General features: G+C 44.7%; 28 protein-coding genes and 4 pseudogenes. 13 read left to right on the top strand and 19 right to left on the bottom strand.

Annotation, left to right across the window (positions count from 1 at the left end; all coding sequences use genetic code 11):
- Positions 1–102 precede the first annotated feature (102 nt).
- Together NQ565_RS14870 and NQ565_RS14865 are read right to left on the bottom strand one after the other, a co-directional pair.
- Positions 103–735 (bottom strand): hypothetical protein, encoded by a 633-nt coding sequence (locus NQ565_RS14870; RefSeq protein WP_005654593.1) that lies wholly within the window; start codon positions 733–735, stop codon positions 103–105.
- A 70-nt stretch (positions 736–805) separates the two neighbouring features.
- On the bottom strand, positions 806–1,447 hold the full coding sequence (locus NQ565_RS14865; protein WP_005654595.1) for an AlbA family DNA-binding domain-containing protein: 642 nt from the start codon (positions 1,445–1,447) through the stop codon (positions 806–808).
- A gap of 149 nt (positions 1,448–1,596) precedes the next feature.
- On the opposite strand from NQ565_RS14865, the gene NQ565_RS14860 reads away from it, so the two are divergent.
- The 3 genes from NQ565_RS14860 to NQ565_RS14850 all read left to right on the top strand — a co-directional run bounded on the left by NQ565_RS14860 (position 1,597) and on the right by NQ565_RS14850 (position 3,996).
- Positions 1,597–1,773: a histone H1 gene (locus NQ565_RS14860; protein WP_005654596.1), complete on the top strand. Its 177-nt coding sequence runs from the start codon at positions 1,597–1,599 to the stop codon at positions 1,771–1,773.
- Positions 1,774–1,955: 182 nt separating this feature from the next.
- Positions 1,956–3,245 (top strand): putative DNA modification/repair radical SAM protein, encoded by a 1,290-nt coding sequence (locus NQ565_RS14855; RefSeq protein WP_005654598.1) that lies wholly within the window; start codon positions 1,956–1,958, stop codon positions 3,243–3,245.
- Entirely contained in the window at positions 3,223–3,996 is a 774-nt protein-coding gene (locus tag NQ565_RS14850; RefSeq protein WP_005654601.1) for a TIGR03915 family putative DNA repair protein, read from the top strand. Before NQ565_RS14855 ends, NQ565_RS14850 begins: the two co-directional genes overlap by 23 nt.
- A 3-nt stretch (positions 3,997–3,999) precedes the next feature.
- Here NQ565_RS14850 and NQ565_RS14845 read toward each other — a convergent pair whose 3' ends face one another.
- The 5 genes from NQ565_RS14845 to NQ565_RS14825 all read right to left on the bottom strand — a co-directional run bounded on the left by NQ565_RS14845 (position 4,000) and on the right by NQ565_RS14825 (position 9,750).
- Positions 4,000–4,980, bottom strand: a complete 981-nt coding sequence (locus NQ565_RS14845) for a lytic transglycosylase domain-containing protein (RefSeq protein WP_016662526.1) — start codon at positions 4,978–4,980, stop codon at positions 4,000–4,002.
- Positions 4,981–5,018: 38 nt separating this feature from the next.
- On the bottom strand, positions 5,019–5,744 hold the full coding sequence (locus tag NQ565_RS14840; protein ID WP_005654605.1) for an SDR family NAD(P)-dependent oxidoreductase: 726 nt from the start codon (positions 5,742–5,744) through the stop codon (positions 5,019–5,021).
- Positions 5,745–5,753: 9 nt separating this feature from the next.
- Entirely contained in the window at positions 5,754–6,164 is a 411-nt protein-coding gene (locus NQ565_RS14835) for a secondary thiamine-phosphate synthase enzyme YjbQ (RefSeq protein ID WP_005654607.1), read from the bottom strand.
- Between the two features lie 12 nt (positions 6,165–6,176).
- On the bottom strand, positions 6,177–8,051 hold the full coding sequence (locus tag NQ565_RS14830) for a PAS domain-containing sensor histidine kinase (protein WP_005654609.1): 1,875 nt from the start codon (positions 8,049–8,051) through the stop codon (positions 6,177–6,179).
- 547 nt (positions 8,052–8,598) lie between these two features.
- A complete protein-coding gene (locus NQ565_RS14825) occupies positions 8,599–9,750 on the bottom strand; it encodes an IS110 family RNA-guided transposase (protein ID WP_005654610.1) in 1,152 nt (383 codons plus the stop codon).
- A 185-nt stretch (positions 9,751–9,935) separates the two neighbouring features.
- On the opposite strand from NQ565_RS14825, the gene NQ565_RS14820 reads away from it, so the two are divergent.
- Both NQ565_RS14820 and NQ565_RS14815 read left to right on the top strand, forming a co-directional pair.
- On the top strand, positions 9,936–10,400 hold the full coding sequence (locus tag NQ565_RS14820) for a MaoC family dehydratase (protein ID WP_005652487.1): 465 nt from the start codon (positions 9,936–9,938) through the stop codon (positions 10,398–10,400).
- 2 nt (positions 10,401–10,402) lie between these two features.
- Positions 10,403–10,609 carry a hypothetical protein gene (locus tag NQ565_RS14815; RefSeq protein ID WP_022103267.1) on the top strand — a complete coding sequence of 69 codons (207 nt, stop codon included), beginning with the start codon at positions 10,403–10,405 and terminating at the stop codon, positions 10,607–10,609.
- On the opposite strand, the gene NQ565_RS14810 is transcribed toward NQ565_RS14815, so the two are convergent.
- Together NQ565_RS14810 and NQ565_RS14805 are read right to left on the bottom strand one after the other, a co-directional pair.
- Positions 10,555–10,923, bottom strand: coding sequence for a nitrous oxide-stimulated promoter family protein (locus NQ565_RS14810; protein WP_005652491.1), 369 nt, complete (start codon positions 10,921–10,923; stop codon positions 10,555–10,557). The genes NQ565_RS14815 and NQ565_RS14810 overlap by 55 nt on opposite strands.
- Positions 10,916–11,371, bottom strand: coding sequence for a GNAT family N-acetyltransferase (locus tag NQ565_RS14805; protein WP_005652493.1), 456 nt, complete (start codon positions 11,369–11,371; stop codon positions 10,916–10,918). The genes NQ565_RS14810 and NQ565_RS14805 overlap by 8 nt, the downstream gene beginning before the upstream one ends.
- Positions 11,372–11,482: 111 nt before the next feature.
- Between NQ565_RS14805 and NQ565_RS14800 the strand changes: the two genes are divergently transcribed.
- The 3 genes from NQ565_RS14800 to nfo all read left to right on the top strand — a co-directional run bounded on the left by NQ565_RS14800 (position 11,483) and on the right by nfo (position 13,259).
- On the top strand, positions 11,483–11,965 hold the full coding sequence (locus tag NQ565_RS14800) for a PepSY-like domain-containing protein (RefSeq protein WP_034536163.1): 483 nt from the start codon (positions 11,483–11,485) through the stop codon (positions 11,963–11,965).
- Between the two features lie 126 nt (positions 11,966–12,091).
- Positions 12,092–12,403, top strand: coding sequence for an MGMT family protein (locus tag NQ565_RS14795; protein ID WP_005652495.1), 312 nt, complete (start codon positions 12,092–12,094; stop codon positions 12,401–12,403).
- Between the two features lie 22 nt (positions 12,404–12,425).
- Positions 12,426–13,259: a deoxyribonuclease IV gene (gene nfo / locus NQ565_RS14790; protein WP_005652496.1), complete on the top strand. Its 834-nt coding sequence runs from the start codon at positions 12,426–12,428 to the stop codon at positions 13,257–13,259.
- A gap of 137 nt (positions 13,260–13,396) precedes the next feature.
- Here the strand turns inward: nfo and NQ565_RS14785 are convergent, their stop codons facing one another.
- The 7 genes from NQ565_RS14785 to NQ565_RS14755 form a co-directional block, all read right to left on the bottom strand.
- Positions 13,397–14,695: a rhamnogalacturonidase gene (locus NQ565_RS14785; protein WP_005652497.1), complete on the bottom strand. Its 1,299-nt coding sequence runs from the start codon at positions 14,693–14,695 to the stop codon at positions 13,397–13,399.
- 108 nt (positions 14,696–14,803) lie between these two features.
- Positions 14,804–15,196 (bottom strand): VOC family protein, encoded by a 393-nt coding sequence (locus NQ565_RS14780; protein WP_005652498.1) that lies wholly within the window; start codon positions 15,194–15,196, stop codon positions 14,804–14,806.
- 38 nt (positions 15,197–15,234) lie between these two features.
- Positions 15,235–15,672 (bottom strand): GNAT family N-acetyltransferase, encoded by a 438-nt coding sequence (locus NQ565_RS14775; RefSeq protein ID WP_005652499.1) that lies wholly within the window; start codon positions 15,670–15,672, stop codon positions 15,235–15,237.
- An 82-nt stretch (positions 15,673–15,754) separates the two neighbouring features.
- A complete protein-coding gene (locus tag NQ565_RS14770) occupies positions 15,755–17,398 on the bottom strand; it encodes an RluA family pseudouridine synthase (protein WP_175456013.1) in 1,644 nt (547 codons plus the stop codon).
- 11 nt (positions 17,399–17,409) lie between these two features.
- Complete coding sequence (locus tag NQ565_RS14765) at positions 17,410–17,631, bottom strand: hypothetical protein (RefSeq protein ID WP_005652501.1); 222 nt, start codon at positions 17,629–17,631, stop codon at positions 17,410–17,412.
- Positions 17,632–17,765: 134 nt separating this feature from the next.
- Positions 17,766–18,446 (bottom strand): hypothetical protein, encoded by a 681-nt coding sequence (locus tag NQ565_RS14760; protein ID WP_005652502.1) that lies wholly within the window; start codon positions 18,444–18,446, stop codon positions 17,766–17,768.
- A gap of 201 nt (positions 18,447–18,647) precedes the next feature.
- Positions 18,648–19,097, bottom strand: coding sequence for a DUF6078 family protein (locus NQ565_RS14755; protein ID WP_005652503.1), 450 nt, complete (start codon positions 19,095–19,097; stop codon positions 18,648–18,650).
- A gap of 167 nt (positions 19,098–19,264) precedes the next feature.
- Here NQ565_RS14755 and NQ565_RS14750 point away from each other — a divergent pair, with 167 nt between their 5' ends.
- Positions 19,265–20,302, top strand: a complete 1,038-nt coding sequence (locus NQ565_RS14750) for an alcohol dehydrogenase (protein WP_005652505.1) — start codon at positions 19,265–19,267, stop codon at positions 20,300–20,302.
- Between the two features lie 29 nt (positions 20,303–20,331).
- Here NQ565_RS14750 and NQ565_RS14745 read toward each other — a convergent pair whose 3' ends face one another.
- Together NQ565_RS14745 and NQ565_RS14740 are read right to left on the bottom strand one after the other, a co-directional pair.
- Positions 20,332–21,144: a TrmH family RNA methyltransferase gene (locus NQ565_RS14745; RefSeq protein WP_005652507.1), complete on the bottom strand. Its 813-nt coding sequence runs from the start codon at positions 21,142–21,144 to the stop codon at positions 20,332–20,334.
- A gap of 75 nt (positions 21,145–21,219) precedes the next feature.
- The gene (locus NQ565_RS14740) at positions 21,220–23,340 is read right to left on the bottom strand and encodes a DUF262 domain-containing protein (RefSeq protein ID WP_005652509.1); all 2,121 of its coding nucleotides are present in this window, start codon (positions 23,338–23,340) and stop codon (positions 21,220–21,222) included.
- 614 nt (positions 23,341–23,954) lie between these two features.
- Between NQ565_RS14740 and NQ565_RS14735 the strand changes: the two are divergent.
- The 4 pseudogenes from NQ565_RS14735 to NQ565_RS14725 all read left to right on the top strand — a co-directional run.
- Positions 23,955–24,218 (top strand): annotated as a pseudogene (locus tag NQ565_RS14735) (metallophosphatase); the annotation flags it as partial.
- Positions 24,219–24,428: 210 nt separating this feature from the next.
- Positions 24,429–24,737 (top strand): annotated as a pseudogene (locus NQ565_RS17000) (helix-turn-helix domain-containing protein).
- Between the two features lie 8 nt (positions 24,738–24,745).
- Positions 24,746–24,945, top strand: a pseudogene (locus NQ565_RS14730) (type II toxin-antitoxin system HipA family toxin); the annotation flags it as partial.
- A gap of 12 nt (positions 24,946–24,957) precedes the next feature.
- Positions 24,958–25,392, top strand: a pseudogene (locus NQ565_RS14725) (hypothetical protein); the annotation flags it as partial.
- A gap of 515 nt (positions 25,393–25,907) precedes the next feature.
- Here NQ565_RS14725 and NQ565_RS14720 read toward each other — a convergent pair.
- A complete protein-coding gene (locus NQ565_RS14720; protein WP_005652520.1) occupies positions 25,908–26,660 on the bottom strand; it encodes an inositol monophosphatase family protein in 753 nt (250 codons plus the stop codon).
- Positions 26,661–26,944 lie beyond the last annotated feature (284 nt).

The raw sequence follows: 26,944 nt of genomic DNA, 5'->3' as shown, positions 1-26,944 counted from the left end.
AAGGCGGGGTATAAAAACCTCGCCTTTCGTCTTATGAAATATTTTAGATTTCTTTTTGTTTTGCTAACAAACGCTTTTCTGCCTATTTGTCAAAACTTTAGCTTATGCTTTTTCTTGTTCGTCACCTTTCTTTTTCGGTTCTTTCTTTGCCAGCATGACTATGTTGTATACATACTCTGTCATCCATTGTTCCGAGTATCCTAACCGCTCTTTGTATTGGCGGACTGTCATAGCGGTCTTGTGCACATCGTCCTTTTTCCACACGGTCTTGGTGCAAACCTCATGTACTGTTTTTTCGGTCATGCTGCGTAATGCGCCTTTGAAGATGGAAGGCATACGGAATTTCCATTGCATCAAGTTGCCCATTAACATCATCAGGTCGTTGGAGAATCCCTGATACATGAAAAGATAGGCTTGTACATCGTTCTGTGTACGGCAGTGCTTTTTTACGGATGCGTCAATCTCTTTAAAGAAGCTTTCGCTGATGCCGTAATCCTGCATCAGCATCTTGCGGGAAGCCGCTTTTTCCGCTTGTCCCAGACGTCCGCCTTGTGTGGGGATTTTGAATAAACGTTTGAAGTTGGCTACATCCGGCACAAAACGGATGTTGGTGATGCCCAGGTTGGCGGCTATCACGGACTGGAAATAGACGCGTGTCAATGAAACGAAGTCCTCCACATTTCTGGAAGAAACCTCTTCCGAATTCTTGTTGAATAGTTTGGCAAATATACCCATGATGATAATTTTTCTGATTTATGGGCGCAAAGGTAGTAAATAACTTGCTTTTTACCAGCACTCCAACTCTTTATTTCAGCTTGAAGTGAAACTTATGCCCTTCGAATACGGGTTCCACAATGTCATAACGGATGAGTTTGGCAAGCAGATGCTCTGCAGCACGGCGTGACAGACGTGCCAGACGGCAATAACGGTTCAGTGACAACCGGTCGTTTTGTTCCAGTAAATCAAGCAGTAGCTGCTCCCGTTCGGTATATTCCATCAATTCTCCTTGGGGACTTTCGCTTTGTTGCCAGATACGCAGATGTACCGGGGTGGCAAGTATGTTCTCGTCCTTGATGCGCAAATAGGCAAGATATTTGCCGGCTTCGTCCTTGGCATATACCGGTTTGCGGTCGCTTTCATCGATTTGCACAAGTAATACGCTGCGGCCTTCTACCTGATAGGTCTGTGTGCTGTAACTCACTTCCGGCCGGCAGTATAACCGGGCTGCTGCCTCTATCATATATTGTTCTTCATCGGAACGCACTCCGGCAATCTTACCATTATCCTTTACGCCGATGAGAAGCCGTCCGCCGTCCGTATTTGAAAAGGCAGAAAGCGTCTTGGCAATTTTTCGCGCATCAGATATTTCGAACTTAAAATCTTGTTGTTGGTGCTCTCCTTCGGCTATGAGAGCATGTATATATTGGGTATCAGTAAGCGTTTTCATGTCTGCAAAAATAGATAAAAAACACGTATAAGCCTTTTTAAATGCCGATTTTGCGTATTATTTCAAAAAAAATATCGTTTTTCTGCATTTATTTCAAGAAAGAATGTATTTTTGTCGGACATTATTAACGAAGTAATTAAAAAAGGATTATGAAAGAATTAGTTGAAAAAGTTGCAGAATTGTATGCAGCATTCGAAAAAGATGCAAAAGCTCAGTTGGAAAACGGTAACAAGGCAGCCGGTACTCGTGCACGTAAGGCTTCTTTGGAAATCGAAAAGACAATGAAAGAATTCCGCAAAGCATCTTTGGAAGATTCTAAAAAGTAAGAGAAAACGCAGATTTAATGCTGTGAAAGACTGCCGTTCGGCGGTCTTTTTTATTTTATGCATAATGGCTGTTTTGTATAAATAAGTCGTATTTTTATGATATTCCTCAACGATTTTAATATATTAATTGCTTGGCCTTTTGCTTTTAAATAGAAGTTTTATTATTACTTTTGGCACAGGGTATGAACGAAAATGTACTAAATAAGTTGAAGATATTGGCAGAGTCGGCAAAGTACGATGTCTCTTGCTCGTCCAGTGGCACTGTACGTTCCAACAAGGCAGGTATGCTGGGCAATACTGTGGGCGGATGGGGCATCTGCCACAGCTTTGCAGAAGACGGGCGGTGCATTTCGTTGCTGAAGGTGATGCTGACAAACTATTGCATATACGATTGCGCTTATTGCATTAACCGTCGCAGTAATGATTTGCCTCGTGCCACTCTTTCCGTCAGCGAACTTGTGGACCTGACAATGGAGTTCTACCGCCGCAATTATATTGAAGGCCTTTTTCTGAGTAGCGGAGTGGTGCGCAATCCCGATTATACGATGGAACGGTTGGTGCGTGTAGCCAAAGACCTTCGTACTATCCATCGTTTCAACGGTTATATCCATTTGAAGAGCATTCCCGGAGCCAGTCGTGAGTTGGTGAATGAGGCGGGGTTGTATGCCGACCGTCTGAGTGTCAATGTGGAAATTCCCAAAGAAGAAAACCTCAGGCTGCTTGCTCCGGAAAAAGACCATGAAAGCGTATTTGCTCCGATGCGTTATATTCAGCAAGGTGTTTTGGAGAGTGCGGAAGAGCGCAGGAAATACCGCTATGCACCCCGTTTTGCCCCGGCAGGACAGAGCACGCAGATGATTGTAGGTGCTACTGCCGAGACGGACAAGGATATTCTTTTTCTTTCATCGGCTCTTTATCAGCGTCCTACGATGCGGCGCGTCTATTATTCCGGATATATCTCGGTGAACACGTACGACAAGCGTCTGCCGGCTTTGAAACAGCCGCCTTTGGTGCGTGAGAACCGGCTCTATCAGGCAGACTGGCTGCTACGTTTCTACCAGTTCAAAGTAGATGAGATTGTGGATGACGCTTATCCGGATTTGGATCTGGAGATAGACCCGAAGCTGTCGTGGGCGTTGCGGCATCCCGAACAGTTTCCCGTTGACGTCAATAAGGCGGATTATGAGATGATACTCCGTGTACCGGGTATCGGTGTGAAATCGGCTCGTCTGATAGTCGCTTCCCGCCGTTTCTCCAAATTGGGATTCTATCAACTGAAGAAGATCGGTGTGGTGATGAAGAAGGCGCAGTACTTTATTACGTGCAGTGAACTGCCAGTACGCACGGTCAATGAAATGACTCCGCAGAGAGTACGTAACTTGCTGGTGCAGAAACCCAGAAAGAAATATGACGACAGGCAGCTGATTCTTGATTTTGGAGACGAAGAAAATGACTCTGTTTATATTCGATAATACATTTGAGGGATTGCTGACTTCTGTTTTTGAAGCCTATTCCCGTCGTACTTTTCCGGGTGCTTTGCTGGCGGAAGGGGAGCCGTTTCCTCTGTTCTATGACGAGGCTTTTACTGTAGTATCGGATGAAGAGAAAGCGGGGAGGGTTTGGCGTGGCTTGCAGAAAAAACTTTCTGCATCCGCCTTGTCTTGTCTTACGCAGTGCTGGTTGGCGGAAGAGCCGGAAACTGCATCGCTTTTGTTCCGTTATATCCGCAAGGCAATAGATGCTTCCCGTTCCATTGAAACGAACTTTGCAGACCCTGATGTTTTGGAATTTTCGCGTATGTGGAAGCGGGTGGATTGGGAACGGATACGGATGTTACAGTTTGTCCGTTTTCAGAAAGCAGCAGATGGTACTTATTTTGCGGCGGTAGAACCGGAGAAGAATGTACTTCCCTTGATAACCGGGCATTTTAAAGACCGTTTTGCCGACCAATGTTGGTTGATATACGACATCAAGCGTGCTTATGGTTATTATTACGATTTAAAAGAGGTGCGGAACGTTGTTTTTGGGGAAGATAGCCGGGAAGGACATCTTGTGACAGGAATACTGGATGAGAGCCTTATGGATAAGGATGAAAAGCTCTTTCAGCAACTTTGGAAAACTTATTTCAAGGCAATCTGTATCAAGGAAAGGCTGAATCCCCGCAAGCACAGGCAAGACATGCCTGTGCGATATTGGAAGTATTTGACCGAGAAGCAGACTTAGTATTTAGTTTATTACCCAGTTCTTGTTGTGCGGAACAGTTTTATGCGGGTTATAGTGCATTCCGGCTTGTGTCGGTATCTTCAGAATGTATGTACGTCCGCTTTTGTTCATTAGTGAAGTGTCGCGCAGCCAGGGATTGGCATCTTTCAGCTGGGCATAAGTGATTCCTTTATCTTTGGCGAATTGTGCCAGATTGGCTATTCCCGTGGTGACTTTCACTTCGGTGTAAGGGATAGCCGGATATAGGTGTTCACGTTTCATCAAAAAACCGTATTGTTGCGGGTTGCTGATAACAGCTTTTGCTGCCAGCAAGCGGAACATATAACGTGAGGTTTCTTCTACCAGCCAAAGGTCTGCCGCCTGACTCACCATTTGCTTTTGTAACTGTGTGGAGATACGTCCCTGACCGGCATTGTAGGCAGCAGCCACGCAAAGCCAGTTATTGTATTTGGCATAGGCTTCGTTCAGATATTTACAAGCTGCTTTCGTCTCTTTTTCCACATGATAGCGTTCGTCGATGTTATTGTTTACTTCCAGACCGAACTCGCGCCCTGTACCGGGCATGAACTGCCACATTCCGGCAGCGCCGGCGGGCGATTTGGCAAGTGGGTTAAGTGCGCTTTCTATAACGGCAAGGTATTTGAAATCATCCGGTATGCCATTTGCCTTTAGTATAGGTTCTATAATAGGAAAATAACGGTTGGCACGCTTTATGGTGAGCATTGTGGTAGAATGCATATAAGTAAACGACATCAGTTCACGGTCCATGCGCTCGCGGTGGTCGTAGCGTAACAAGTCTACTTCCTGTCCGGCAAAGGCAATCTTGGCGGGTACGGTAGGAGAGGTGACGCAGTAAGGTATTTCCGATTTAACCGACTGTCTTTCAGGATTCAGTACACTGCTGCCAAGGAGAAAAGGCAGCGAAGTGCCTATGCACAAGGAGGCAGTGACTGTGAGTATCATATATCCGGACTTTCTTTTCATCTTGGTTGTTTTTGCTTTTTGGGCGTGAAGATACGAAATCAATTCTTTATCGGCAACCGTTCCCACAGCCAACGTGGAATCATTCGCCAGAAGAATACCAATAGACGATAGCGTCCGTCAATTACTGTCACTCGTTTTTTGTGTTTCAACGCCCGGACGATATATTCCGCCACTTTATCGGCATGCATCAGCATCGGATACTTGCCGTTTCGCAGTAAATCCGTTGCTACGAACCCCGGACGGATGTCGGTGAAGCGGATATTAAGATGCTGCATCCGTGCGAGTTGTGCCAAAGCATCGATGTATGTATTCTGAAACCGTTTGGTGGCGGAGTAGGCAGGTGCGACTCCCAATCCCTTGGTACCTGCTATGGAACTGATTACAGCGATATGTCCGTTTTTTGTCTTTTTGAAATAATCGAAAGCTGCGGTTACCATTCGGATAAAGCCTTCGACATTGGTACGTGCGGTATTCAGTTCTATTTCAGGTTCTAGGTTCCTGTTCTGATAACCTACGCCGGAGCTGAGGAAAAATAAATCCATGCCGCCTAATCGGTCTATCAGTTCTGTAAGGTGTAATACGGCATTTTCCTTTGTCACATCAAGATGCTGTATCTCTATCTGTTGGGGATTGGCTTGCTGCATGCTTCGCAGGACTTCTTCACGTCTGCCGGCAATGCCTATGCGCCAGCCTTGTTGCACGAGTATTCCGGCTACTTCCTGTCCGATGCCTGAGGTGGCTCCTATGATGATAGCTTTTTTCATGGGAAGAGATTATCCGATAATGGTTGCTACGATTTTTCTTCCTCCGCCACGGTTGCGGAATTCACAAAGATAAATACCCTGCCAGATGCCCATATTCATCCGTCCATTGGTGATGGGGATGGTCAGTTCTGCTCCTACAATGGTAGATTTGGCATGCGCCGGCATATCGTCGTCACCCTCGCAGGTATGTTCGTAGTAAGGCTCACGCTCCTTGACAAGGTTGTTGAAGATAGCTTCCATATCTGTCTGTACATCCGGATCGGCGTTCTCGTTGATGGTTAGTGCGGCACTTGTGTGTTTGATAAACAAGTGCAATAGTCCGGTCGGAGGCAACTGTGGTAAGTTACGTACTATTTCTTCCGTAATCAGATGGAACCCGCGTCGATGGGGGGTAAGGGTAAATTCTTTTTGTATAATCATATTTTCTATTCTTTATTCCATTGGCCGTACTTGGCAAGGAAACACTACTGTGAACGTGCTACCTTTATTTACGGTGGAGGTTACTTCGATTGTTCCGTTCATATGTTCCATGATAGACCTGCAGATAGGCAAGCCCAATCCGGCTCCCTGAATGAAAGCATCAGTTTTTTCGAACCGTTCAAATATTATGCCGAGCTTTTCCTCAGGGATTCCGCGCCCTGTGTCGGAAACGCTTATTCTTGTTTCGGACGGTGTCGTCTCGTACGAAATTTCGACATAGCCCTGTACGGTATTTTTCAGTGCATTCGATATGAGGTTGCTCAAAACCTGCTTGATGCGCATCGGATCTTGCTTTATCAGGTTGGGAGTTGCCGGGTAGCGTTTCTTGAGCGTTACGCCTTCAGGTACGTTGGGCTGGCATTCGGTGCAACTTTCATCTATCAGGTCGGAGAGGTTGCACCAGACCGGGGACAACTCTATGTGTCCGGCTTCTATCTTCGATAAATCCAGTACATCGTTGATGATGTTCAGCAGCAATTCGTTGTTGTGGTTTATCAGGGAGATGTAATGGTTGCGTTCCTCAGCATCTTCTATATGGGGCAGGAGGCTGGAAAAGCCGATAATAGCATTCAGCGGTGTACGTATTTCGTGACTCATGTTGGCAAGAAAGGCCGATTTCAGGCGGTCTGACTCTTCGGCTTTTTCTTTGGCATCTATCAGCATGGCTTCCGTGGCTTTGAGCCGGGTAATGTCGTAGTTGATACAGATTAGTTCGATACTGTTCCGTTCGGGAGCGTAGGTTTTCACTATCAGGTTGACATGTGTCCAAGTGTAGCTGCCGTCTTCTCTGAGAACACGTACTTCTTTATTGAACTTGTCTTCCATACCTTTTGCTGCATTGTTCAGGAAACCGAGCATGGCGCGCCGGTCTTCGGGATGGATATGTCTGTACACTCCGATGATTCGGGACAGAGGAGTTCCTTCTTGTTCGCCGATATTGATGTACCAGCTGTGTTGGGCATCTCCTTGCCGGGTGAGTAAGTCGTAGTGTGCGTATCCTACTTTGGCATAGTTACCTATCAGTTCGAAGAAACTTTCGAATTCCTGTATCTTGTTGTAGGCTACGGTGGTTTCGGTCTTATCGGCATTAATCAACAGGTAGTTGGCGGGGGTGTGGTTCTCGTCGTACAGCGTGGTTACTTTAGTTACGAGGTCTATTGTACCGGTCCTGGTTTGCGGATTGTAGTAAGAACCTACTTTCGAGAAGTCGTAGCGGAATGTGAAATCGGCGTCTTCATATTTTTTCAGTTTCTCTTTCATCTCTTTCGGGAAGATAGGGTTATCAAATATATTGATACCCAGCAAGTCTTCTTTTCGTTGCAGATGAAACATTTCCAATTCCTTATCGTTGAGGTCTGTCAATACTCCGTCTGTATTGTAGACTTCAATGCCTACCGGAAGATGCTTATAGATGTTGTGCAAGAGTTGTTCGCGTTGTCGCAGCATCTGTGTGGCGGACGACATATAAGGACCGTCCTGTATTTCGGCTATGCCGTAAATCTTGGTCTTTCCGTTTTCATCGGTTTTTTGCATACAGATTTTGCTGCGGACCCATGTCGGTCCTTTGACGGTATCAAGCAGATAGACGGTTTCATTCGTCTGTTGTATGTTGTCGAAGGAACGGACGGTAGTATGCGGCTGTTCCTCTCTCAGTATGCGCTTGTTGAAATTTTCAAAACTGATACAACCGCCTTCTTCCAATCCTAACAGGCTGGCGATGGGACCGTAGTATATATAATCGGCATCTTGTATATCGGCTTTCCACCAGCCTATATTGGCATTGTGCATTATTTCTGACAGCAGGTTGTAATCCTTTTCAGCGTCCATACATGGATGTTTAGGGTTGTTTATATTATATGCGCATACAAAAATAGATATAATTCGCAGAAATGGAAAGAAATAGGGAGCGGATGTTTTATTAAAAGCGGTACAATAATGATTTTGTTGAACTTATCTTTGTCTTGGCCTGTGAAACCGTGATGCCAGTTATTGATAAGAGAGCGTGAATTTGCATGCTATTTTGAAGAATGATACGGGTAATAATGGGAGTAATTACCGTAACAACAACCGGAAAAATATGGCTTTTTAATGATTCGCTTGTAATTTATTCGGAGATAAGCGGTATCTTTCCTCTATGAAAAGATAAAGATTACCCCTGTCTTTATGGCTCCTTTACTTAGTTTATGGTGTTAATGAGCATGAATGTATTGACCGTTCTATCAAGAGCAGTCAGATATACAATATAAAAAGTATCATTTTCCTCTTCAGGCTTTATTTCCTAACACTGGCATTCTAAGCCGCTTAAAGCATCAGTCAATTTGCAAAACGGAGTCTATGCTACCACAAAGATACTGGCCTTACAATAAGCGGTATATTATGAGTTGCCTTCTGCAATAGCTTCAGGCTTCTTATAATCATTGTATGGAACACCATCACTCAACACGTGCCAAATGACAACAAGCATTTTCCGCGCTATGGCCACTTTCACTTTCATGGCATTCTTCCTTCTGACGACAGTTTGTGTGTAACTGAAATTCGAGTAAAAACAGTTTTGTGTCCGGCTGGCTCCCCATGCGCATTCAATCATAGTCTTTCTGATGTACTTGTTACCATGTGTGATTCTTCGTGATTTGATTTTTCCTGCGCTTTCTTCATTCCGTGGTTTGAGCCCGCACCACGACACCAATGCAGCCGCTGTAATAAACATCTTCATGTCGGCCCCTAATTCAGAGAGTATGGAGGTTGCCGAGCGTTCCTTTACACCGGGTATCGTCTGAAGATTATCGAACTCCCTGGGGAACTCTTTCCTGCAGATTTCCGTCAGTTTTTCCTGGCACTCTTTCAGATGCTTGTCATCCATAAGGATTTCCTCCCGGTACTGGCGTATCAGGTCTATGTCCACTTCATTGACAACTCCTGTCAGAGCGGCTGTAATTACTTCTTTTCCGACACGGTTCACCGTCCGTCCATGGATGGCCTCCGTCAGCTTTTCCGCATTGACAATTCCTTCGGAAAGCAATTTCACCACATCTTTGTAGCTCTTACTGTCTGTAGAAGATACGTAGTTGCTGATACGGATATTGCAACGTTGAAGCAAGGCATCCAGTTTGGTCAGTTTATAGACCTTCTCCTTGTTCAAGTCAAAAATGCGTCGGTTATACTGACGCATGCGCTGCACTATCTCATCCGGCACGAAACTGCCACGGATGAGATCCTTCATGGTACATTCGGCTATCCAGGCAGCGTCACGGACATCACTTTTTCTGCCGGGAAGCTGCTTGATGAAGTAGGGGTTGACCAACTTCAGACATTCTATGTCACTGAGAATGCGCCAGATGGGATACCAGTAAATACTGGTGCTTTCCATAGTAACTTCCTTAACTTCATGAGTAAGGAGAAGTTGATGCAGCTCTTCCAGTTCAGGTGTCAAAACACCGTACTTGGCTTCAAATTTCTCACCTTTTTCGTTGAGAATACAAACAAATACACTATCTTTGTGTACGTCAAGACCACATACTATCCGCATAGGCTATTACATTTTGAGACTAAGAGCTCGTGAAACATTTATTTTGAGGCTCACACACTGAGACCTCCACGCCATAAAGATAGGGGTGGTCTTGATTTTTTCATATCCCACTGGCATATAAATCGTGATTTATATCTAAATTTGTTACCGTTTACAACGCATTTACCCAACAAAACAAAAAATATATGGAAAAAGTTATTATCAATTCGTACGAGGATTTTGAAAAGCTGGTAGGTCAGCAAATCGGTGTTTCGGAGTATGTGGAACTTACGCAGGAACGCATCAATCTCTTTGCCGACGCAACGCTGGACCATCAGTGGATTCACATTGACACAGAACGCGCCAAGACCGAAAGTCCTTTTAAGAGTACCATTGCACACGGTTATCTCACCCTCTCCATGTTGCCTCATCTGTGGAATCAGATTATTGAGGTAAATAACCTGAAGATGATGATTAACTACGGAATGGATAAGATGAAGTTCGGTCAGGCTGTACTTTCCGGACAGAGCATCCGTCTGGTGGCTTCTCTGCATTCGTTGGCAAACCTGCGCGGTGTGGCAAAGGCGGAAATAAAGTTTGCCATTGAGATTCAGGGCGAGAAGAAGAAAGCGCTTGAAGGTATTGCTGTATTTTTATATTATTTCAACTGATTATGCGCAAAATGGTGTGCCCCCAATGCAAGGTGGGGGCATTTTATGTCTTGAACGGGCAGGGAGAGCGTTTGCCCGTATATGTGTCGGACAAAGGCGAGGTCGTACCGAAAGATCCGGCAGCTTCTTTAGAAGGGTATGACCTGGAAGAGGTTTACTGCTTATGCTGTTCCTGGCACGGGACTCCGAAACGTCTGGTGAAATATTGATATATACGCTCTTTCCATAAATGCCTGCACGCTGCGGCCGGATGATAGAGCAGCATGCGCGGTCCGGCATATCGCATGACTTCCTGCATCCGCTTCTTCATCTCCGGCTTGTAGCAATGTACCGGGCATAGTCTGCAAGTTGTTTTATTCTCTCCGAACGGGCAGCGCGACAGGCGCGTTCGTGCGTACTCCAGCAATTCGAGACATTGCGGGCAGAGTTCCTTGTTGCCCTCTTTCCTGCGGCAATAGAGGCGGATCATCTGTTCTACGGTGCGTTGTTCTTGGGCAATGTGTGATTGGCAGGTCTTATTCATCCATATTGCGTTTCAGGTAAACCATATCTTTCAGTTGTTTGCCCGCTTCATAAATGGGATGGTCGTAGTTATCCGTAAAGAAGTCCGGGATGCGGTGGGAATAGGTAAATCCGCAGTTCTCGTAAAATGGAATCGCCAATGGGCTGTCTCCGGTTCCTACGAGCATTGTCCGGCATCTGCCTGCATAATGCCCGAAAAGATACTGTATCAGTTTCTTCCCGTATCCCCGACGTTGGAATTGCGGATAAACGGCAATGTTCTTTATCTCAAAAACATCTTCTGCTTCGCGGGTGACGACACAGGATGCTCTGATACTGCCGTCCTCGGACAACACGAACATTTCACCGCGTTCCAGATAACGGTCTATCATGGTTTCTTGTTCATCGGCCAAAAGCAGCAGGTCGAGGTATTGTTTCTTATTATGGAGCACAGGCTGTATACTTATCATTTCATTGCTGTTTGAACGGGTTTGTATGGCAAAGATAATCCTTATGGGTATAGAACCAAACAAAACACCAGGAAATATTGTTGATTTCCAACATGGAATAGATTAATGGTTATGGATAAAATGAAGTCTTTGTTCTTTTTTTTGACGCTTTGGACATTTTTGCCACTTTTTGCAGGCTATGCTCCTGATAATGTGCAAACTGCCCTGACGAAAATGTATCCTTCCGCCAAAGGGATAGCCTGGTCGCAGGACGAGGAGTATTACGTTGCGGATTTTATGATGAACGGATTTGATACCAAGGTCTGGTTCAATACGGATGCAGAGTGGGTAATGAAGCAAACGGACTGGGAAACCCTGGATGAGGTGCCTGCCGCCGTATTCAACGCTTTTGCAGCCAGTCAGTTTTCGGACGGGGTGGTACAGAATGTTGTTTGGGTGCAATTTCCCAAATGGCAACCTATTGTAGCCATACAGGTGGGCAGGCCGAACGTGCAGATAAAATATCAGATATTGTTTACTCCGAACGGTGAAGTTCTCCGCCAGCAGAATATCACTTACGCTTACAATACGCTTGGGGCAAGTACTTTCCTGTAATCAGACGTGAGATGCCCGGCTGTCGGGTAGGCATCTCATTTCCGTCGCTTGGTATAAAAAACAAGGCTGTGTATTTTTTATACTCTCTGTTTACGCTATCTTTGCCGCAAAGAAAGACTTTATCTTATGAATCGGACTACTTTTCTGCAAGATGTTTACAGTGTTGTTGCCGCTATTCCTGAAGGATGCGTTGTAACCTACGGGCAGATTGCCAGTTTGGTAGGCAGACCTCAGTGCTCGCGTATGGTGGGGCAGGCTATGTACAACGTACCGGAGGAATTGCATTTGCCTTGTCATAGGGTTGTAAACAGCCAGGGCAGATTAGTGCCGGGTTGGACGGAGCAAAGAGTATTGTTGGAGAATGAAGGTGTCCGGTTTAAGACAAACGGCTTTGTAGATATGAAAAAGTCTCAATGGGAATTTATGAAAGAACAATAAACTAACGAATAATAATCGAAATATGAAATTTATAGGTGCACATGTATCTGCCGGCGGCGGTGTGGAGCTGGCTCCCGTCAATGCCCATGGAATAGGAGCGAATGCTTTTGCCCTGTTTACCAAGAATCAGCGTCAGTGGGTGGCGAAGCCCCTGACGCAGGAAAGTATTGCCTTGTTTAAGGAGAATTGCAGGAAATATGCTTTGGAGGCACGTTATATTCTTCCACACGACAGTTATCTGATAAATCTGGGACATCCCGAAGAAGAAGGGTTGGAGAAGAGCCGTGCGGCTTTTCTGGATGAGATGCGACGTTGTGAGGAGCTGGGGCTGGAACTGCTGAATTTCCATCCGGGCAGCCATTTAAATAAGATTTCGGTTGAGGCTTGCCTGGACAGGGTTGCCGAATCAATTAATATTACCTTAGGCAAGACGCAAGGCGTAACGGCGGTCATTGAAAATACGGCAGGACAGGGCAGCAATGTAGGCAATGAGTTTTGGCAACTGAAACATATCATCGACCGTGTGGAAGACAAGTCGCGCGTAGGTGTCTGCCTTGATACGTGCCATACGTATACGGCGGGTTATGATATCGTAAATGAATACGATAAGGTTTTCGACGAATTCGATAAGACCGTTGGCTTCGGTTTTCTGCGCGCCATACACTTGAACGATTCGAAAAAAGCGTTGGGTAGCCGTGTAGACCGTCACGACAGTATCGGCAAGGGGCTTATCGGCTTGGATTTCTTCAAGCGTTTTATGAAAGACGAGCGTTTTAACGATATGCCGGTGATACTCGAAACTCCGGATGAAACGCTTTGGGCGGAAGAAATCAGCATGCTGCGTAGTTTTGAATAATTGTCCGGAAATAAATGACGCGGGCTTTCGTGGATGTTATTAATTGTATCCACGAAAGTCCGCGTTATTTGTGCCCGAATTATACGATAATGAAGTTTATTCGTTTCTCGTGATGCGTTTGCTGTCTGCTACCTGCATTATTGGTTGACCTTAACGTCCTTCCACTCAAAATTAGAGATAATCTCTTTGTCGCATTGGGCATTCTTTGCCTTGATATTCAAATTCTCGAAAGTGAAATCCTTCAATTCGTATTGGTCGGACTTTCTGACGTTGAAGAATATGTCGCAGCTCAGGCTGATATTGCGCAGCGTCACGTTGTTGGCACGTGAGAGGGGGATGTCCTTGCGGCCTTTGAGGTCGAAGAACTGTGTCCACGGTTTGATGAGCAGCATGCTCTTGGCATCGCCTGTGATGTCTTCCACCAGGATATATTCGTAGTGTTGCGGCGTATCGGGACGCATCTTCAGCCACAACAGGCGCGTGGCATTGCTGATTTTGCAGCGGCGGAGAATGATGTTGCGGTTGTGTATCGACTCGCTGCCGCATGTCAGACCGCTGTGGCAGAAGCCGTACGTGCAGTCTTCTATGATAATGTTGGTGTTGCTGCCGTTATTAGGGTCCTTATCCGCCCACGGGCCTTTGCCGCCTTTCAGTGCCACGGCATCGTCGTTGACGGACATATAGCAGTTTTTCACCAGTACATTGCTGCAGACGTCAATATCGATCGCATCGCTGCTCGGTGCTTTCACCGGGGCGGCAGGAGCGAAAATATGGAGATTCAGCAGCTTTATGTTACTGCAGCGGTAGATATGCGTAGTCCAGAACGGAGAGTTCATGAGGCGTACTCCGGAGATTTGCACATCGTTACTGTTGGAGATGTAAACCAGGCGGGGACGCAACTCGTCCATATTGGTACATTTCGGGATAACCTGCCGGCGCAGCCAGAAAGATTTCCAGTACCTGTGCCCGTTGCCGTTGATTGTGCCTTTGCCGGAAATGGTAAATCCGTTTACTTTGTCGGCATTCACCAGTGCGGCGAAGTATTTCAGGCTTTGTCCTTCTATGCGGGTGTTGACAATGGCGAAGTTGCTGATGTCGTCACTTCCTTTCAGCACTGCACCTTCTTCCATGTATAGATGCGTTTTTGGCTTGAAGAAGATGGAGCCGCTGAGGAATGTTCCTTTGGGGATGATGATAACGCCGCCGCCATTCTCGGCTGCCCGGTCGATGACGGCCTGTATTTTCTCCGTTTGCAGGATTGTACTGTCGTTTGCCACACCGTAATCGGTAATGGTATACTTCTTGCCCAGTGTGTCGATGTTTACGATTTCGTTCTGTCTGAACCAGTCGGGAATAGGCGTGCCGTCGGGGAATTTCTCTTGCCCGGACATTTGCAGGCTGATAAATGCCGTAAATAGGAATGCAATGATTTTCATGGTTTCCGATAAATTTAAAATCTACTTATGAATTATGTTGCAAACATAGGAAACTTAGTGCAATGCCGGACGAAAGACGTTGATTTAAATTCTGTGTAAAATGACTTTTCAGCCTGCTTTGAACACGCATTCCACACGGTTGCCGTCGGGGTCGAGCACTACGCTTTCAAAATATCCGTCTCCCGATGTACGGGGTTCTCCGCTGATGGTATATCCGGCACTTCGCAGCTTTTCCGTCAGTTCGAGAACCTCTTCTTTGCTGTCGAGTGCAAAGGCGAAGTGGGTCAAACCGAGCCTGTTTTCCCCGATGGGAGTATTCTGTACATCGGTACGGCTCATCAGCTCCAGGTCGGCTCCGCAGTCGAAGCGGATAAAGTAGGATTCAAATCCTTTTTGAGGGTTGACGTATTTCTCATTGCTTGTACCTTTGAAGTAACGGATATAGAATTCTTTCATTTCTTCCAGACGGAAAGTCCAGATGGCGATGTGATGTATTTTCATAAGTCAATCTGTTTTTGTTTTATGCAATGCGTGTTCATCTACGGCTTCCATTGCAGGTGTAAAATGGGAAAAGGATTCCCCGAAGGGTCGGTTTCATCTCTTCCGATGAGTTGAAAGCCCATGTGCAGATAGAACCGGTGAGCTTTTTCGTTTTGCTCATTGACGTCCACCTTATAGATATGTTTTTCGTGGAGTGCGTATTGCATCAACTGCTTGCCATATCCTTTTCCCTGTTCATCGGGATGTACAAAGAGCATTTCAATGAGTTCGTCGCTTAGCCCCATAAAGGCAGCGATTTTTCCTTCCCGGTTGCGGATGATGTAAAGCTCTACGGCCTGGAAATATTGGTTTCGTACCAATGGCTTGTAGAATTGTATGTTCTCTTCTGTCAGGAAATGGTGGGTACTGCGAACGGAGGCTTCCCATACGGTGAGCAGTTCGTCATAATCTTGCGGGGTGGGTCGAAGGATTTTCATCGGATACTTGTTTTGGGGTTATTAATAGTGATTACTGTTGGTATAAACGTCGGTTGCCGGTTATAATCGGTTACTTCATAGGTTAGAAGTCTGCTTTTTGAGTGATGCTTATTCTCTTTCCGGTCACCGGATGTGTAAACTCCAGCATTTCGGCGTGCAGATACAGGCGTTCGGCTTTCCGTCCATAGAGCTCGTCGCCTATGATGGGGCAGTGCAGTCCGAGCGGGTGGGCGGCATGCACCCGAAGCTGGTGGGTGCGTCCGGTGCGGGGATAAAAGGCGATACGGGTACGGTTGTCCTTGCGTTCCAGTACTTCAAAGTCTGTTACAGCAGGCTTGCCATATCCGGTATGCACCATTTGCCGGGGGCGGTCGAGCGGGTTCGGGCATAATGGCAGTTCAACCGTTCCCGCATCTTGAGAAACGCTGCCTTGAAGCAACGCAATATAGCGTTTGCCTATACTGCGGTTTTTAAACTGCGCTTGCAGGTTTTGGTGGACCTGCTTGGTTTTTGCAACCACCAGCAGTCCCGATGTAGCCATATCCAGGCGGTGTACAATCAACGGACCGTCCGCATCGGGATACCGCTCGCGCATCATGCTGTAAACGGAAACCACATCTTCCTTGCCGGGTACGGACAACATCCCTGCCGGTTTATTAACCACCGCCAGCCATTCGTCTTCGTAGATAATGTCCAATGTTTTCTTGCCGGACTGCAACTCTTTCAGAATCGGGTTCTCGTCTACTTCAAGACCTTGCAGCATATGTCCCAATATAGGCTCACACTTGCCTTTGCAGGCGGGATAGTAATGTCCGTGATGCCGTATTTCCGTTTTGGGGGATTCTCCCCACCAGAATTCTGCCATTGCAACAGGCTTCCACCCGTGCAGATAGGCTTGTTGCAACAGTTTGGGGGCGGCGCACTCACCGGCTCCTGCGGGTGGGGTTTTGTGTACGGTCTGCTCAAAGATGTCGCAAAGCGTTTTGACTTCTCCCCGATAATTCAGCATTTTGAATTGTTCGAACAGTTTTTGCTGCAAGGCGGCAGAACGTTGCTTACGTTCGCTTTTCAATGCCTGTATGCCGGCCTCATAATCGGAAACCGTTTGCTGTAAGGGAGCAATCCGCTCTTTCCAGGCACGTTCCATGCGTTTGTATTCGGCTTTTTGGAACTGACTTTCGCGTATCAGGGCGCTCTCTTCCTCAGGCGTCATTGGAGCACCGTTGGGTAAAGCCGCTTCGCGTCTTCGCTCTTCCCGTTTCTCTTTGGCGCGTTTCATCTGCCGTTTGGCTTCTTCCAGCGTTTCTTGGGCAGTTTGCCGCAGGGCAGCCAGTTGTTGTACCTGTCGTTTGTATTCTTCGTCCTCTTCCAACAGTCCGATGCGCGTGTTGATTTGCGAAATCTGTTCTTCCTCTATCTTGAAGAACCCTTGCGGCTGCAACAGGTCGTAGACCGGCGGTACGAAAAACGGATGCACATTACTGCCCGCCAGTATGCCGGAGAATGCTGCCAGGTATCCTGTTTCACCCTCTTGAGTCCTTACAACCAGAACACCGAACATCTTGCCCTGAGCCAACTCTTCTTTCCACGCTTCCTGCAAACCGAGATAGGCTTGCACCTCTTTCGCTGCTGCCACGCAAAGCGGATGAGGTGTATAGCAAAAAGGGAAAGTAAATCTTTCCGGCAATGGTATGTCTGCTACGGGGGTATGGAAATGGTGCAACATGGCGAGAGGGGTTAATCGTCAATCAAATTATCATTGTCCGTATTGATAATGTAGGGAATGTTGTCATTCTCCTCTTCCGGAACGGACAGGACATCTTCCGCATCCTTCTGTTGCGGCAAGGGATGCGGATACGCTGATTTCTTTTTCTTCTTTCCGTATTTGCGTTCCCTCTCCCAGGCAGCTTTGCGCGCCTGATACTGTTCGTATTGGTTTTCCAGATAGTTGTCGGCCATAATCTGTCGTTTATAAAGTATTCAACTTTTGCTTTTCAAATACAGAGAATCAGGGTATGCTCTGTATTATTTTCTTCATGCTGTTAAATTTTCTACGTCTCTGTGTTCAGTCTGTATAGACTCCGAAAATTTGTTTATCGCTCGGTGGGAAGTGAGAACTCCTGCCAGTCGTATTGTTGCCCGTTTCCGTCGGCTACGGCCACCCGTATGGTGACATTTCCCGTCTTTATCCGCTCGCCTGCGCTGATGGTGGCGGTGTATTTCACGCCGTTGTGAGGGGCGATTTGCTCCACCATTACAGGTGGTGAAATGTAAATGCGCTTCATGCCTGTGGTTTCGGTAACCATCGGTACCACATTATATATAGTCTGTTCACCTTCGTTCATGATTTCGAAAATTACTTTGCTTTTCTCACCCGAACTGATTACGTGGTCACGGCTGTCGTCTATGAAACGGATGTTGCGTATCCTTAGGTTATCGAAGACGCTTGGAGCGGGATACGTTTCGTTCTGCGGCTTGTAGGGCTCCGTTCTTTCTATCCGGTAACCGTATGCCTCTTGTTTGGGAGCAGACACAGCATTTCCAATGGCTGCTCCGGCGATGGTTCCGATAATTGTACCGATGGCCGAACCCCGGTAACCGCCCCGCCAGCCGCCATTATTGTCGCCTATCAGACCGCCGATGGCACCGCCGACATTTCCGCCGATGGCTGCACCTGCAAATATTGCACCGGGATCGCCCGATGCCGTTTGGCTTGTGCCGCAACCCGACAGGATGAGCAACGAAGCGGTTAACACTCCAATCTGTCTCTTCATATCGTTAAGCTTTGGTTAGTTGTACAAAGATAGTGAAATATATGGTAAATAGCCCGTTCTCTTTTACTCTTTTGTTTCTTCTTAATACATAAAACCCTCAGGTATCATAAGGCTATATTCTAAATGTCGTGCCACTTAGCTGGCACAAATGTGCCTTTTAATAGGCACAACCTTGCCTATTAAAAGGCAAAGGTTGGCATGTCATAATGTATTGCTCCAATAATAATCTTCAAAGTAAGAATCGAATTCAATGGAGAAAGTTACTCCGCACTCTTTGAGTATGTTTATGATATTTTGTTGCTCGGCAGGAGATAATGCCCGTTCGCCATTGCGGACACGATAGTAGGTACGGCGGCTGGAATTACTGATGACCCGGTTGATGAAGAAGTGTGTTTGTTTGGCGGTGAGGTTTTCCAGAATCCCGAGAAAGCCTTTGGCATACCTCACCTGCTTATTGGAGCAAAAGTAAGGGCACTCATTCTTGAACTTGGCTAAATGCTTGGGATTGATGGCACTGCAAGATATAAGCTCTTCCGGCGAGAGCCTTTCTGCCAATTGCCTGAGGCAAGTTTCTGCTTTACTGCATTGCCGGTTGATACACCATAGGAAATTATTGGGAACATCTGAAAAGGCAAGTTCTTTTTCTTTCATTGTGAATTGCGGTTTATGTGAGGACTCTGATAACTATCTGCAAATGTAGCCATTCTTATTCTTATTAGGCGTGAGATGTTTATAAAAAAATCTATTATTGCTCTTTTATCAAAATGTTATGTTTATATTCGCAAAAAAACAGAAACTGATTATTAAGGAAGGATATTATGCTTGCATATACATACATCGAACATGGAAGATTCGGTCTGTTGGACAAGCCAAAGCCCGAATTGAAGGACTCTCGCGACGCTATTGTCCGCGTGACACTTGGTAGCATCTGTACCAGTGATTTGCATATCAAACATGGCAGTGTGCCGCGTGCTGTTCCGGGAATAACGGTAGGGCATGAAATGGTGGGCGTTGTTGAACAGGTTGGGAGTCGTGTTACTTCGGTCAAACCAGGCGACAGGGTTACTGTCAATGTTGAGACTTTTTGCGGTGAGTGTTTTTTCTGCCAACACGGATATGTGAATAACTGTACGGATGTGAATGGTGGTTGGGCATTAGGATGCCGTATTGACGGCGGTCAGGCGGAGTATGTCAGGGTTCCTTATGCCGACCGGGGATTGAACCGCATTCCCGATTCGGTGAGCGATGAACAGGCGCTTTTTGTAGGCGATGTGCTGGCTACGGGATTTTGGGCGGCACGCATTTCGGAGATTTCCGGGGAGGATACGGTTCTTGTCATAGGAGCCGGCCCTACGGGGATATGTACTTTGCTTTGCGTGATGCTGAAGAAACCGAAGCGTATCATTGTTTGTGAAAAGTCCTCTGAAAGAATTCGGTTTATCCGTGAACATTATCCTGATGTATTGGTGACGGAGCCGGAAGAGTGTAAGGAGTTTGTACTTCGTAACAGCGATCACGGAGGCGCTGATGTCGTGTTGGAAGTGGCAGGAGCCGGAGACACTTTCCGCCTGGCGTGGGAATGTGCCCGTCCCAATGCGGTGGTTACGGTTGTGGCGCTTTATGATAATCCTCAAATACTTCCTTTGCCCGATATGTATGGTAAGAATCTGACTTTCAAGACCGGTGGAGTGGATGGATGCGATTGTGCCGAGATTCTCCGTTTGATAGAGGCGGGAAAGATTGATACCACGCCGCTTATCACACACCGTTTTCCCCTGACAAAAATCGAAGAAGCATACCGCGTATTCGAAAACAGGCTGGACGGGGTGATTAAAGTGGCGATAGCGGGAAAATAAAAACAAGCTTCAGGCTTTATTTTCCTGTTTTATTTTCCGGCAGCTGGTGTGCGAAGTTGCCAGAAAGCTACGGCAGCAGCGGCAGCCACATTAAGCGAGTCGACGCCGTGCGACATGGGGATGCGGACTACGTAGTCGCTCCCGGCAATGGTTTCGCGTGAAAGTCCGTCTCCTTCGGTACCCATTATGATAGCCAGCTTAGGTTCGGCGGTCAAGGCAGGATTGTCGATAGGTATGGAGTTGTCGGTAAGCGCCATAGCTGCCGTGCGGAAACCTAAGTCGCTCAGTCTGCCGATGGGAGCGTCCAGCCAAGTCCATGGTACGAGGAATACCGACCCCATGGATACCCTGACCGCACGCCGGTTGAGCGGGTCGCAAGAGGTGGGGGTGAGCAGCACGGCATCTATGCCGAGAGCGGCAGCCGAACGGAAGATTGCTCCTATGTTGGTTGTATCGACCACGCCGTCTATCACTACGATACGCCGGGCTTCCCGGCATACTTCCTCAAGGCTGAGTGGCGTGGGACGACGCATGGCGCAAAGGACGCCGCGGGTCAGGGTATATCCGGTAAGCGTGGCAAGCAACTCCCTTGTTCCTGTATAGACCGGAATGTCTCCGCTGCGCCCAATGATGGTTGCGGCATCACCCGTAATGTGTTTCTGTTCGCATAGGAGTGCCAGAGGTTTATATCCTGCATCAATGGCAACGGAAATGACTTTGGGACTTTCCGCAATGAAGATGCCTTTGGTAGGTTCGATGCGATTACGTAGCTGAGCTTCGGTAAGCGTGCTGAAAATTTCCACTCCGGGGTGGGATAGGGATGATATTTCGATGATGGGCATGTAGCTGTTTCTTTTTTGTTATTGTTTTTGATGCGTTTTCGTGAATCGGGATTAAAATCAAACAATGAAAAAGAATTACTCTTCATTGGAGTCCATAACTTTATCTGCCAGTGGAACCAGCTCAAATTCAAGAATGCTTGCCGGTATCTCGCATTCTTTAAATAAGTAGTTCAAGATATTGCGTTTGGTGTTTGTACTGCAAGAAGTATGAACGTAACAATGTTCTGCCACTTTGCTTCTTCCTTTGGCCTCGGAAGCATGTATCCAGTAATTCTTACCGGCTACATAGGTCATTGTAGAAGGACTTTCATTGTATATGAGTTTGCAGACTTGTACCAGCATTTCCACCCAGTTTGAGACTGCATGCCGTTCGTTTCTGTAGCGATAACCGATGATTTGCCGCCAACTCAGTTCATATTCGTCGTCGTCAAATGAAACCAACTCATATTCCTTTTCCAGTGGAACATATTCCGTCTTTATCATCGGCCATAGCCGGAGGAAGTTTTCAAGAAGAATCTGTTGTCTTTCTTTAATCTCGTCAATAGTCCATTTAGAACATTGTTTTAGATAGTTTGACAAACAGAAAGCCGAGTTTTTAAAACCGTTAATCTTGTTTCCTTTGCGGTCTGTGTATCCGTCCTTTTTCTCCTGAAACGAGTGGTTGCTGTATGACGTATTGAATCCGGTAAGGGTTAGGTTGGCAAAAGTGTGGAGATAGGTGTCATATATCTGCTGCCAGTTTTCTCCCAGTTCTTCTTTCCACTGAGGTGTTAGTGTCTGAGGCATGATGTGTGCTATGGTGAATATGCCGTCCTTCATTTTTTTTACGATTGTATCATTTGCCTCCGGACTGTTTTCATTTTCCATACGTTCGAACAGGAAGAACTTATAGTTGCTTGGAATACGATAAATCTGTCTGGTTGGAAAGGCTGATTTAACATCGTTGTCGTTTGGAAATGATACGGTTCCTTGTTTCCTGAGCAAAATGAATTTGAGGATCTGAGAGTACGGTAGAAGTAACTCGGCATCTCTTTCCTTATGGCGTTTGTATATCTTCAAAATATCATTATGGAGAGTAGCAAACATCTTTTGAAGCGCATTTGCAGGGTAGTTGCAGATAATCCGGCGGGCCCAGTAGTTTTCGATTGTGTCCAATACTTCATACTGTTCGGTTTCGTTCAGGTTATTCGTTGACGCATAGTCAAAGAATGACAACAGGTAGGGCAGGTGTACAAGAGATTCTATGGTTGCAATCTGTTTCAGCTTGCGGTTGAGACGGGCATGGCTGGTTTCGCCTTTGAGTATCTGCCGATAATATTTGGCAAACTTCAACATGTCTTCAAGGAGGACTTGACGGTCGATGTGAGACTTCATATCGTATGATTTGAAGTCAAAATATAAGTCCTCAATATTGCTGATCGTGCCTTTCTTTAGTGTCAGATAATCACGGATAAACATTGTCGGCTCTCCATCTGTCAGTTTTTCTATTTTGCTCCAGTAGGCATGGTAGTAGTCTTCCTGCTTCTTGGAAGAAAGTGACATGAGCAGGTAGTTGCGTACCTTATCTGCCTCTTCAAGGTCTTTGCCGCACGAGTTTAGAGATTCAAAAATCAACTGTGGATTATCTTTCGCTTCCAAACGAATATCAATCACTTCCAGTTTCTCGATGGCTTTAATAAGCTCCTCAAAAGTGAGGTTGCTTATCTGAATTAATTGGTAAAAAAGTTCGTAGTTTGCAGTAATGCCTGTATTCTTGATGAAATCATCTGAATTGTTGGTAAACAGTGCATCATATGCTTCGATATCTCCTTCAATCGGGCGCAGTTTTATCTGTCTGTCAATTCTTTTTCTTATGGCATAGAGATAGTTTTTCCTTACTTCCTCAATATCTTCATTGCCAGGTTGCATATCGCCATTGGCAACTGCATTGAAAGCGGCCAGAATCAGGAGCGATAAAGTTGTGATACGCTGCTGACCATCGATAATCAGCAAATCGTCTTCAACCTCGCTGGCTTTTGTTGCAACAATACTTCCGAAAAAATGGCTTTGCAATTCTTCTTTATGAATTTTTATCAGATCTTCAAATAAACGTACACAATGCTTTTTCTGCCATGCATACTTACGCTGGTAGAGGGGTATAATAAACTGTGTCTTTGCGCCGTAGAAATAGTCACTGATATTTACCGAACCTTTCATTTTTTGCTTTTAGTTTAACAGACTTCAATTGTTAAGTTTGACTCATAGCTGTGCAAGAATATGCGCAATCTATGGTTACTCTCATAACCGAGTTCGATATAAAAACGGGGTTAGACCCGAAGAATATCGTTTCTCTTGTGTTTTATACTCTAACATAATATGGTGTTAGAGTATAAGCTTTTCATTGAGAATAAATAAGATAGCAATAAAATGTTAAGTTTATAGTGCCGGATTGTAACATTTAAACGTTTACTGCTATGTTATCAGCGGCTAAAGTTACAGAGATTTATTGTATGACGGATGATTTTGCAGGGAATTTATGTTGCACAGGAAAAAATATATGGTTGGGAATAAAATACTGCAATATGTTCAAATTGTATGTAAGTATCCGATAAAGTACACATTGTACAGTTAGGGAATCCTCAGTTGCTTTGCAATCAAAAAAGACATGAAACTTCTTCATGCTGAAAACGGAGGTGTGGTACTCTATGTAAACGTTTGGAAAAGAGTATGCTCCACTTGTCATCCTATAACAGCAAAACTAGGTATTATGCATTGGGGTGGAGGAATTTGGTAATGATGGTAGAAGGTATAAGTGATAATCTTACCGATGCAGATTGAATGGGAAAATATATCTTATAGCTGGTAATCATGATATTAAGAATCTCAGGCAGAATTATACGAAGTACTTTGAACAGATAACGATGCAGATGCATATTGAAGTAGATAAACAGAAAATTTATCTGAACCATTGTCCCTTCCTTTGTTATGGAGGAGCTTACTGTGGTACATGGTAGCTTTTCGGACATGTACATACCAGCAGGCATAACACCGGAAAGGATGTTCCGCGATGGAAAATGCTTTTCCCGAAAAACTTTATGAGGAAAATAGCGAAATTGGACATATAACAAATACAAAATATAGGATTTATAATCAGTTACTATGAATCTGACGATAAGTTTTCATATAAAAATTAGTTTTATTCTCAGAAATTGCATAGTTTCGTATTTATAATCTTTATAATATTGAAGATTAATGCTTGGAAATATATGTAACTATCATTATAATAATACATAAATGCGGTTTATATGGTAGATTTCTATGAATACTCCACGCCTGAGCTTGTAAGGCTATTAGGTAACAGATTTAAAAAATATAGAATTCGTTGCAATCTTACTTAGAAAGATGTTTCTGAGCAATCCGGTATTGGACTTACAACCATCCACAAATTCGAGAATGGTATAGCAGGTAATATTTCGTTGTCAACATTTATTGTGTTGTTGAAAGTGGTCGGGCAGATTAGCACTATAGACAATCTTCTTCCGGAGTTGCCCGAATCTCCTTACCTGATGCGTAGGGATGATAAAAAAGTACAGCGTGTCAGAAATTCTAAATAGGATAAATTATGGTACAGTCGTTAAAAGTAATCCTTTGGGGTGAGGAAATTGGTAGATTGGCATGGGATGCCAGACGCAGGTTATCCTATTTTATGTATAATCCGGTCTTCTTGAAGAAAGGTCTTAATATTTCTCCATTAGCGGCACCGGTTGATGGATCAAGAGGACTTAACCTGTATGGGGAGAAGAGGCTAAGATTTATCAAAAAAATTCAGATGAATTTTATATACCGTCAGACGTGAGAGTGGTTGGAGTGGAAAATGGTGAGAACTTCTGTCGTATACGGAGTCAGAAATATCTGTTTGGAGATAATAAAGTTTTGTTTGTTTCCAGATATCCCCAGTCGGCAGATTTAAGGGAATGGCTTATCAAAATTCCTAATAGATATATACATTTTGGAGATTTTGATCTGGCAAGTATATGTATATATCAATCAGAGTTTTATAAATATTTGGGCGACAGAGCGAGTTTTCTTATTCCCGAAGATATTGAAGAAAGATTGAAATCTGGGAATACGGGACTGTATGACACTCAATATCTTAGATATAAAAATCTGAAGATTATAGATTCACGTTTGAATGGGTTGGTTGGAATGATTCATCACTATGGTAGGGTGTATGAACAGGAAGGATACATTGAAAAATGTGCATACTAAATAGGGACATTCAGTAAATAGTAGTAAAAGAAAGCGTTTTTACAAAACTATACCTAATACTGCCCCCCGTATTTTCTCCTCTAAAATTCTTCATTGTTTCACGTTTTAAATTCGCGCAAACTAAGAATAACTTTCAGAGAGTAAAAATACGGGGGTGCTGAGTACTTACTTTGTATTAGCTTAAATTCTTTAATCTATTGATTGAATTCCGAAAGATTGTCAATCATCTTTTTTTAGATTCTTCTCGTTTTCTTCTTTAGATATAGAAGAGTCATTCACGAAGTGCGAACAAGGAAAAAGAGGACATCCTCCACAATTATTTCTTTTTTGATCTTTGCAACATTAATAACAGCTTTTCGTTTACATATACCATATAGTCCCCAAACATCTTTCGAAAACGGATATGCCCCAGCTCTTGTAGTTGATAGCATATAAACTCTACAAATTCAATATTGCTTGCCATAATATAGATTTTCTTTTGCAGCTTGTATTAAACTGAAAATAAGGATCTCTTATTATAATATTCTGAGAAGTTCTTGATGGATATTTCCGTTTGTTCCGATTACTTGGTTTCCTTGTCTGGGATTAAGCTTATTCCCAATCCAGTCAGTTACCTTTCCTCCTGCCTCTTCTACCAAAAGTATGCCTGCAGCATAGTCCCAAGGGTTCAGATACACTTCAAAATATCCACCTTGCCGGCCACATGCTGTATATGCTAGTTCCAGTGCCGCAGACCCCAATCTTCGGATGTCTTGTGAGTTTTCGTAGACCTTGAGAAACCTAGTAAAGTTTTCTTTAGCCAGTTCTCTTTTAGCAGTTCCGATACCGATGATAGTTTCCGACAGTTTTTTGGCAGAGGAAACATGGATAGGCTTGCCATTCAAGAAACTACCTTCTCCTTTGACTGCAGAGAAAACCTCATCATGGTATGGGTCATAGACAATGCCTAATACAATTTCATTTTGTTGGCAAAGCGCCAATGATACTACGCTGTGGTGATAGTCGTGTATGAGATTGGTTGTTCCATCCACGGGGTCTAGAATCCAATAACTATCTGTGTTCATCTGTTGCAAGCCGGTTTCTTCTCCGAGAAATTGGATTTCTGGGTATAGTTTATATAATTCTTCTTTTAGGAAGTTCTGTACGGCTACATCCACTTGCGTGACATAATCGGCAACTCCTTTTTCTTTTACATGGGCTGCCATTTCCCGGTTTGTGATGATTTCTTTGGTTTCTTTAACCAAATAGATTATTCGTTGTAAATCCATGATTTTCTATATTAATGTTTTGCATAGAGTTTCCTCTTAGATTTAATGTAAAGTTACTTGTTTATTTAATATTTTATCACATGATGCGAATCAAAAATATCATTTGAGGAATTTTATTTTTGATTTCATTATGATTGTCGTCTTATTTTATACCCCATTTTATTATCTTGTATATATGAATGATATATATGCCCTTCAGTTATTATTTCTAGAATAAAGTGATGTGTTTATAATACTTGTTTTAGATATATGGGAGAGAAAATAGGATATGTCTAAGTATTCTT

Source organism: Bacteroides stercoris ATCC 43183 (assembly GCF_025147325.1).
Lineage (GTDB): Bacteria > Bacteroidota > Bacteroidia > Bacteroidales > Bacteroidaceae > Bacteroides > Bacteroides stercoris.
The sequence above is the reverse complement of the archived record's forward strand: the minus strand, read 5'-3'. Positions and strand labels throughout refer to the sequence as shown.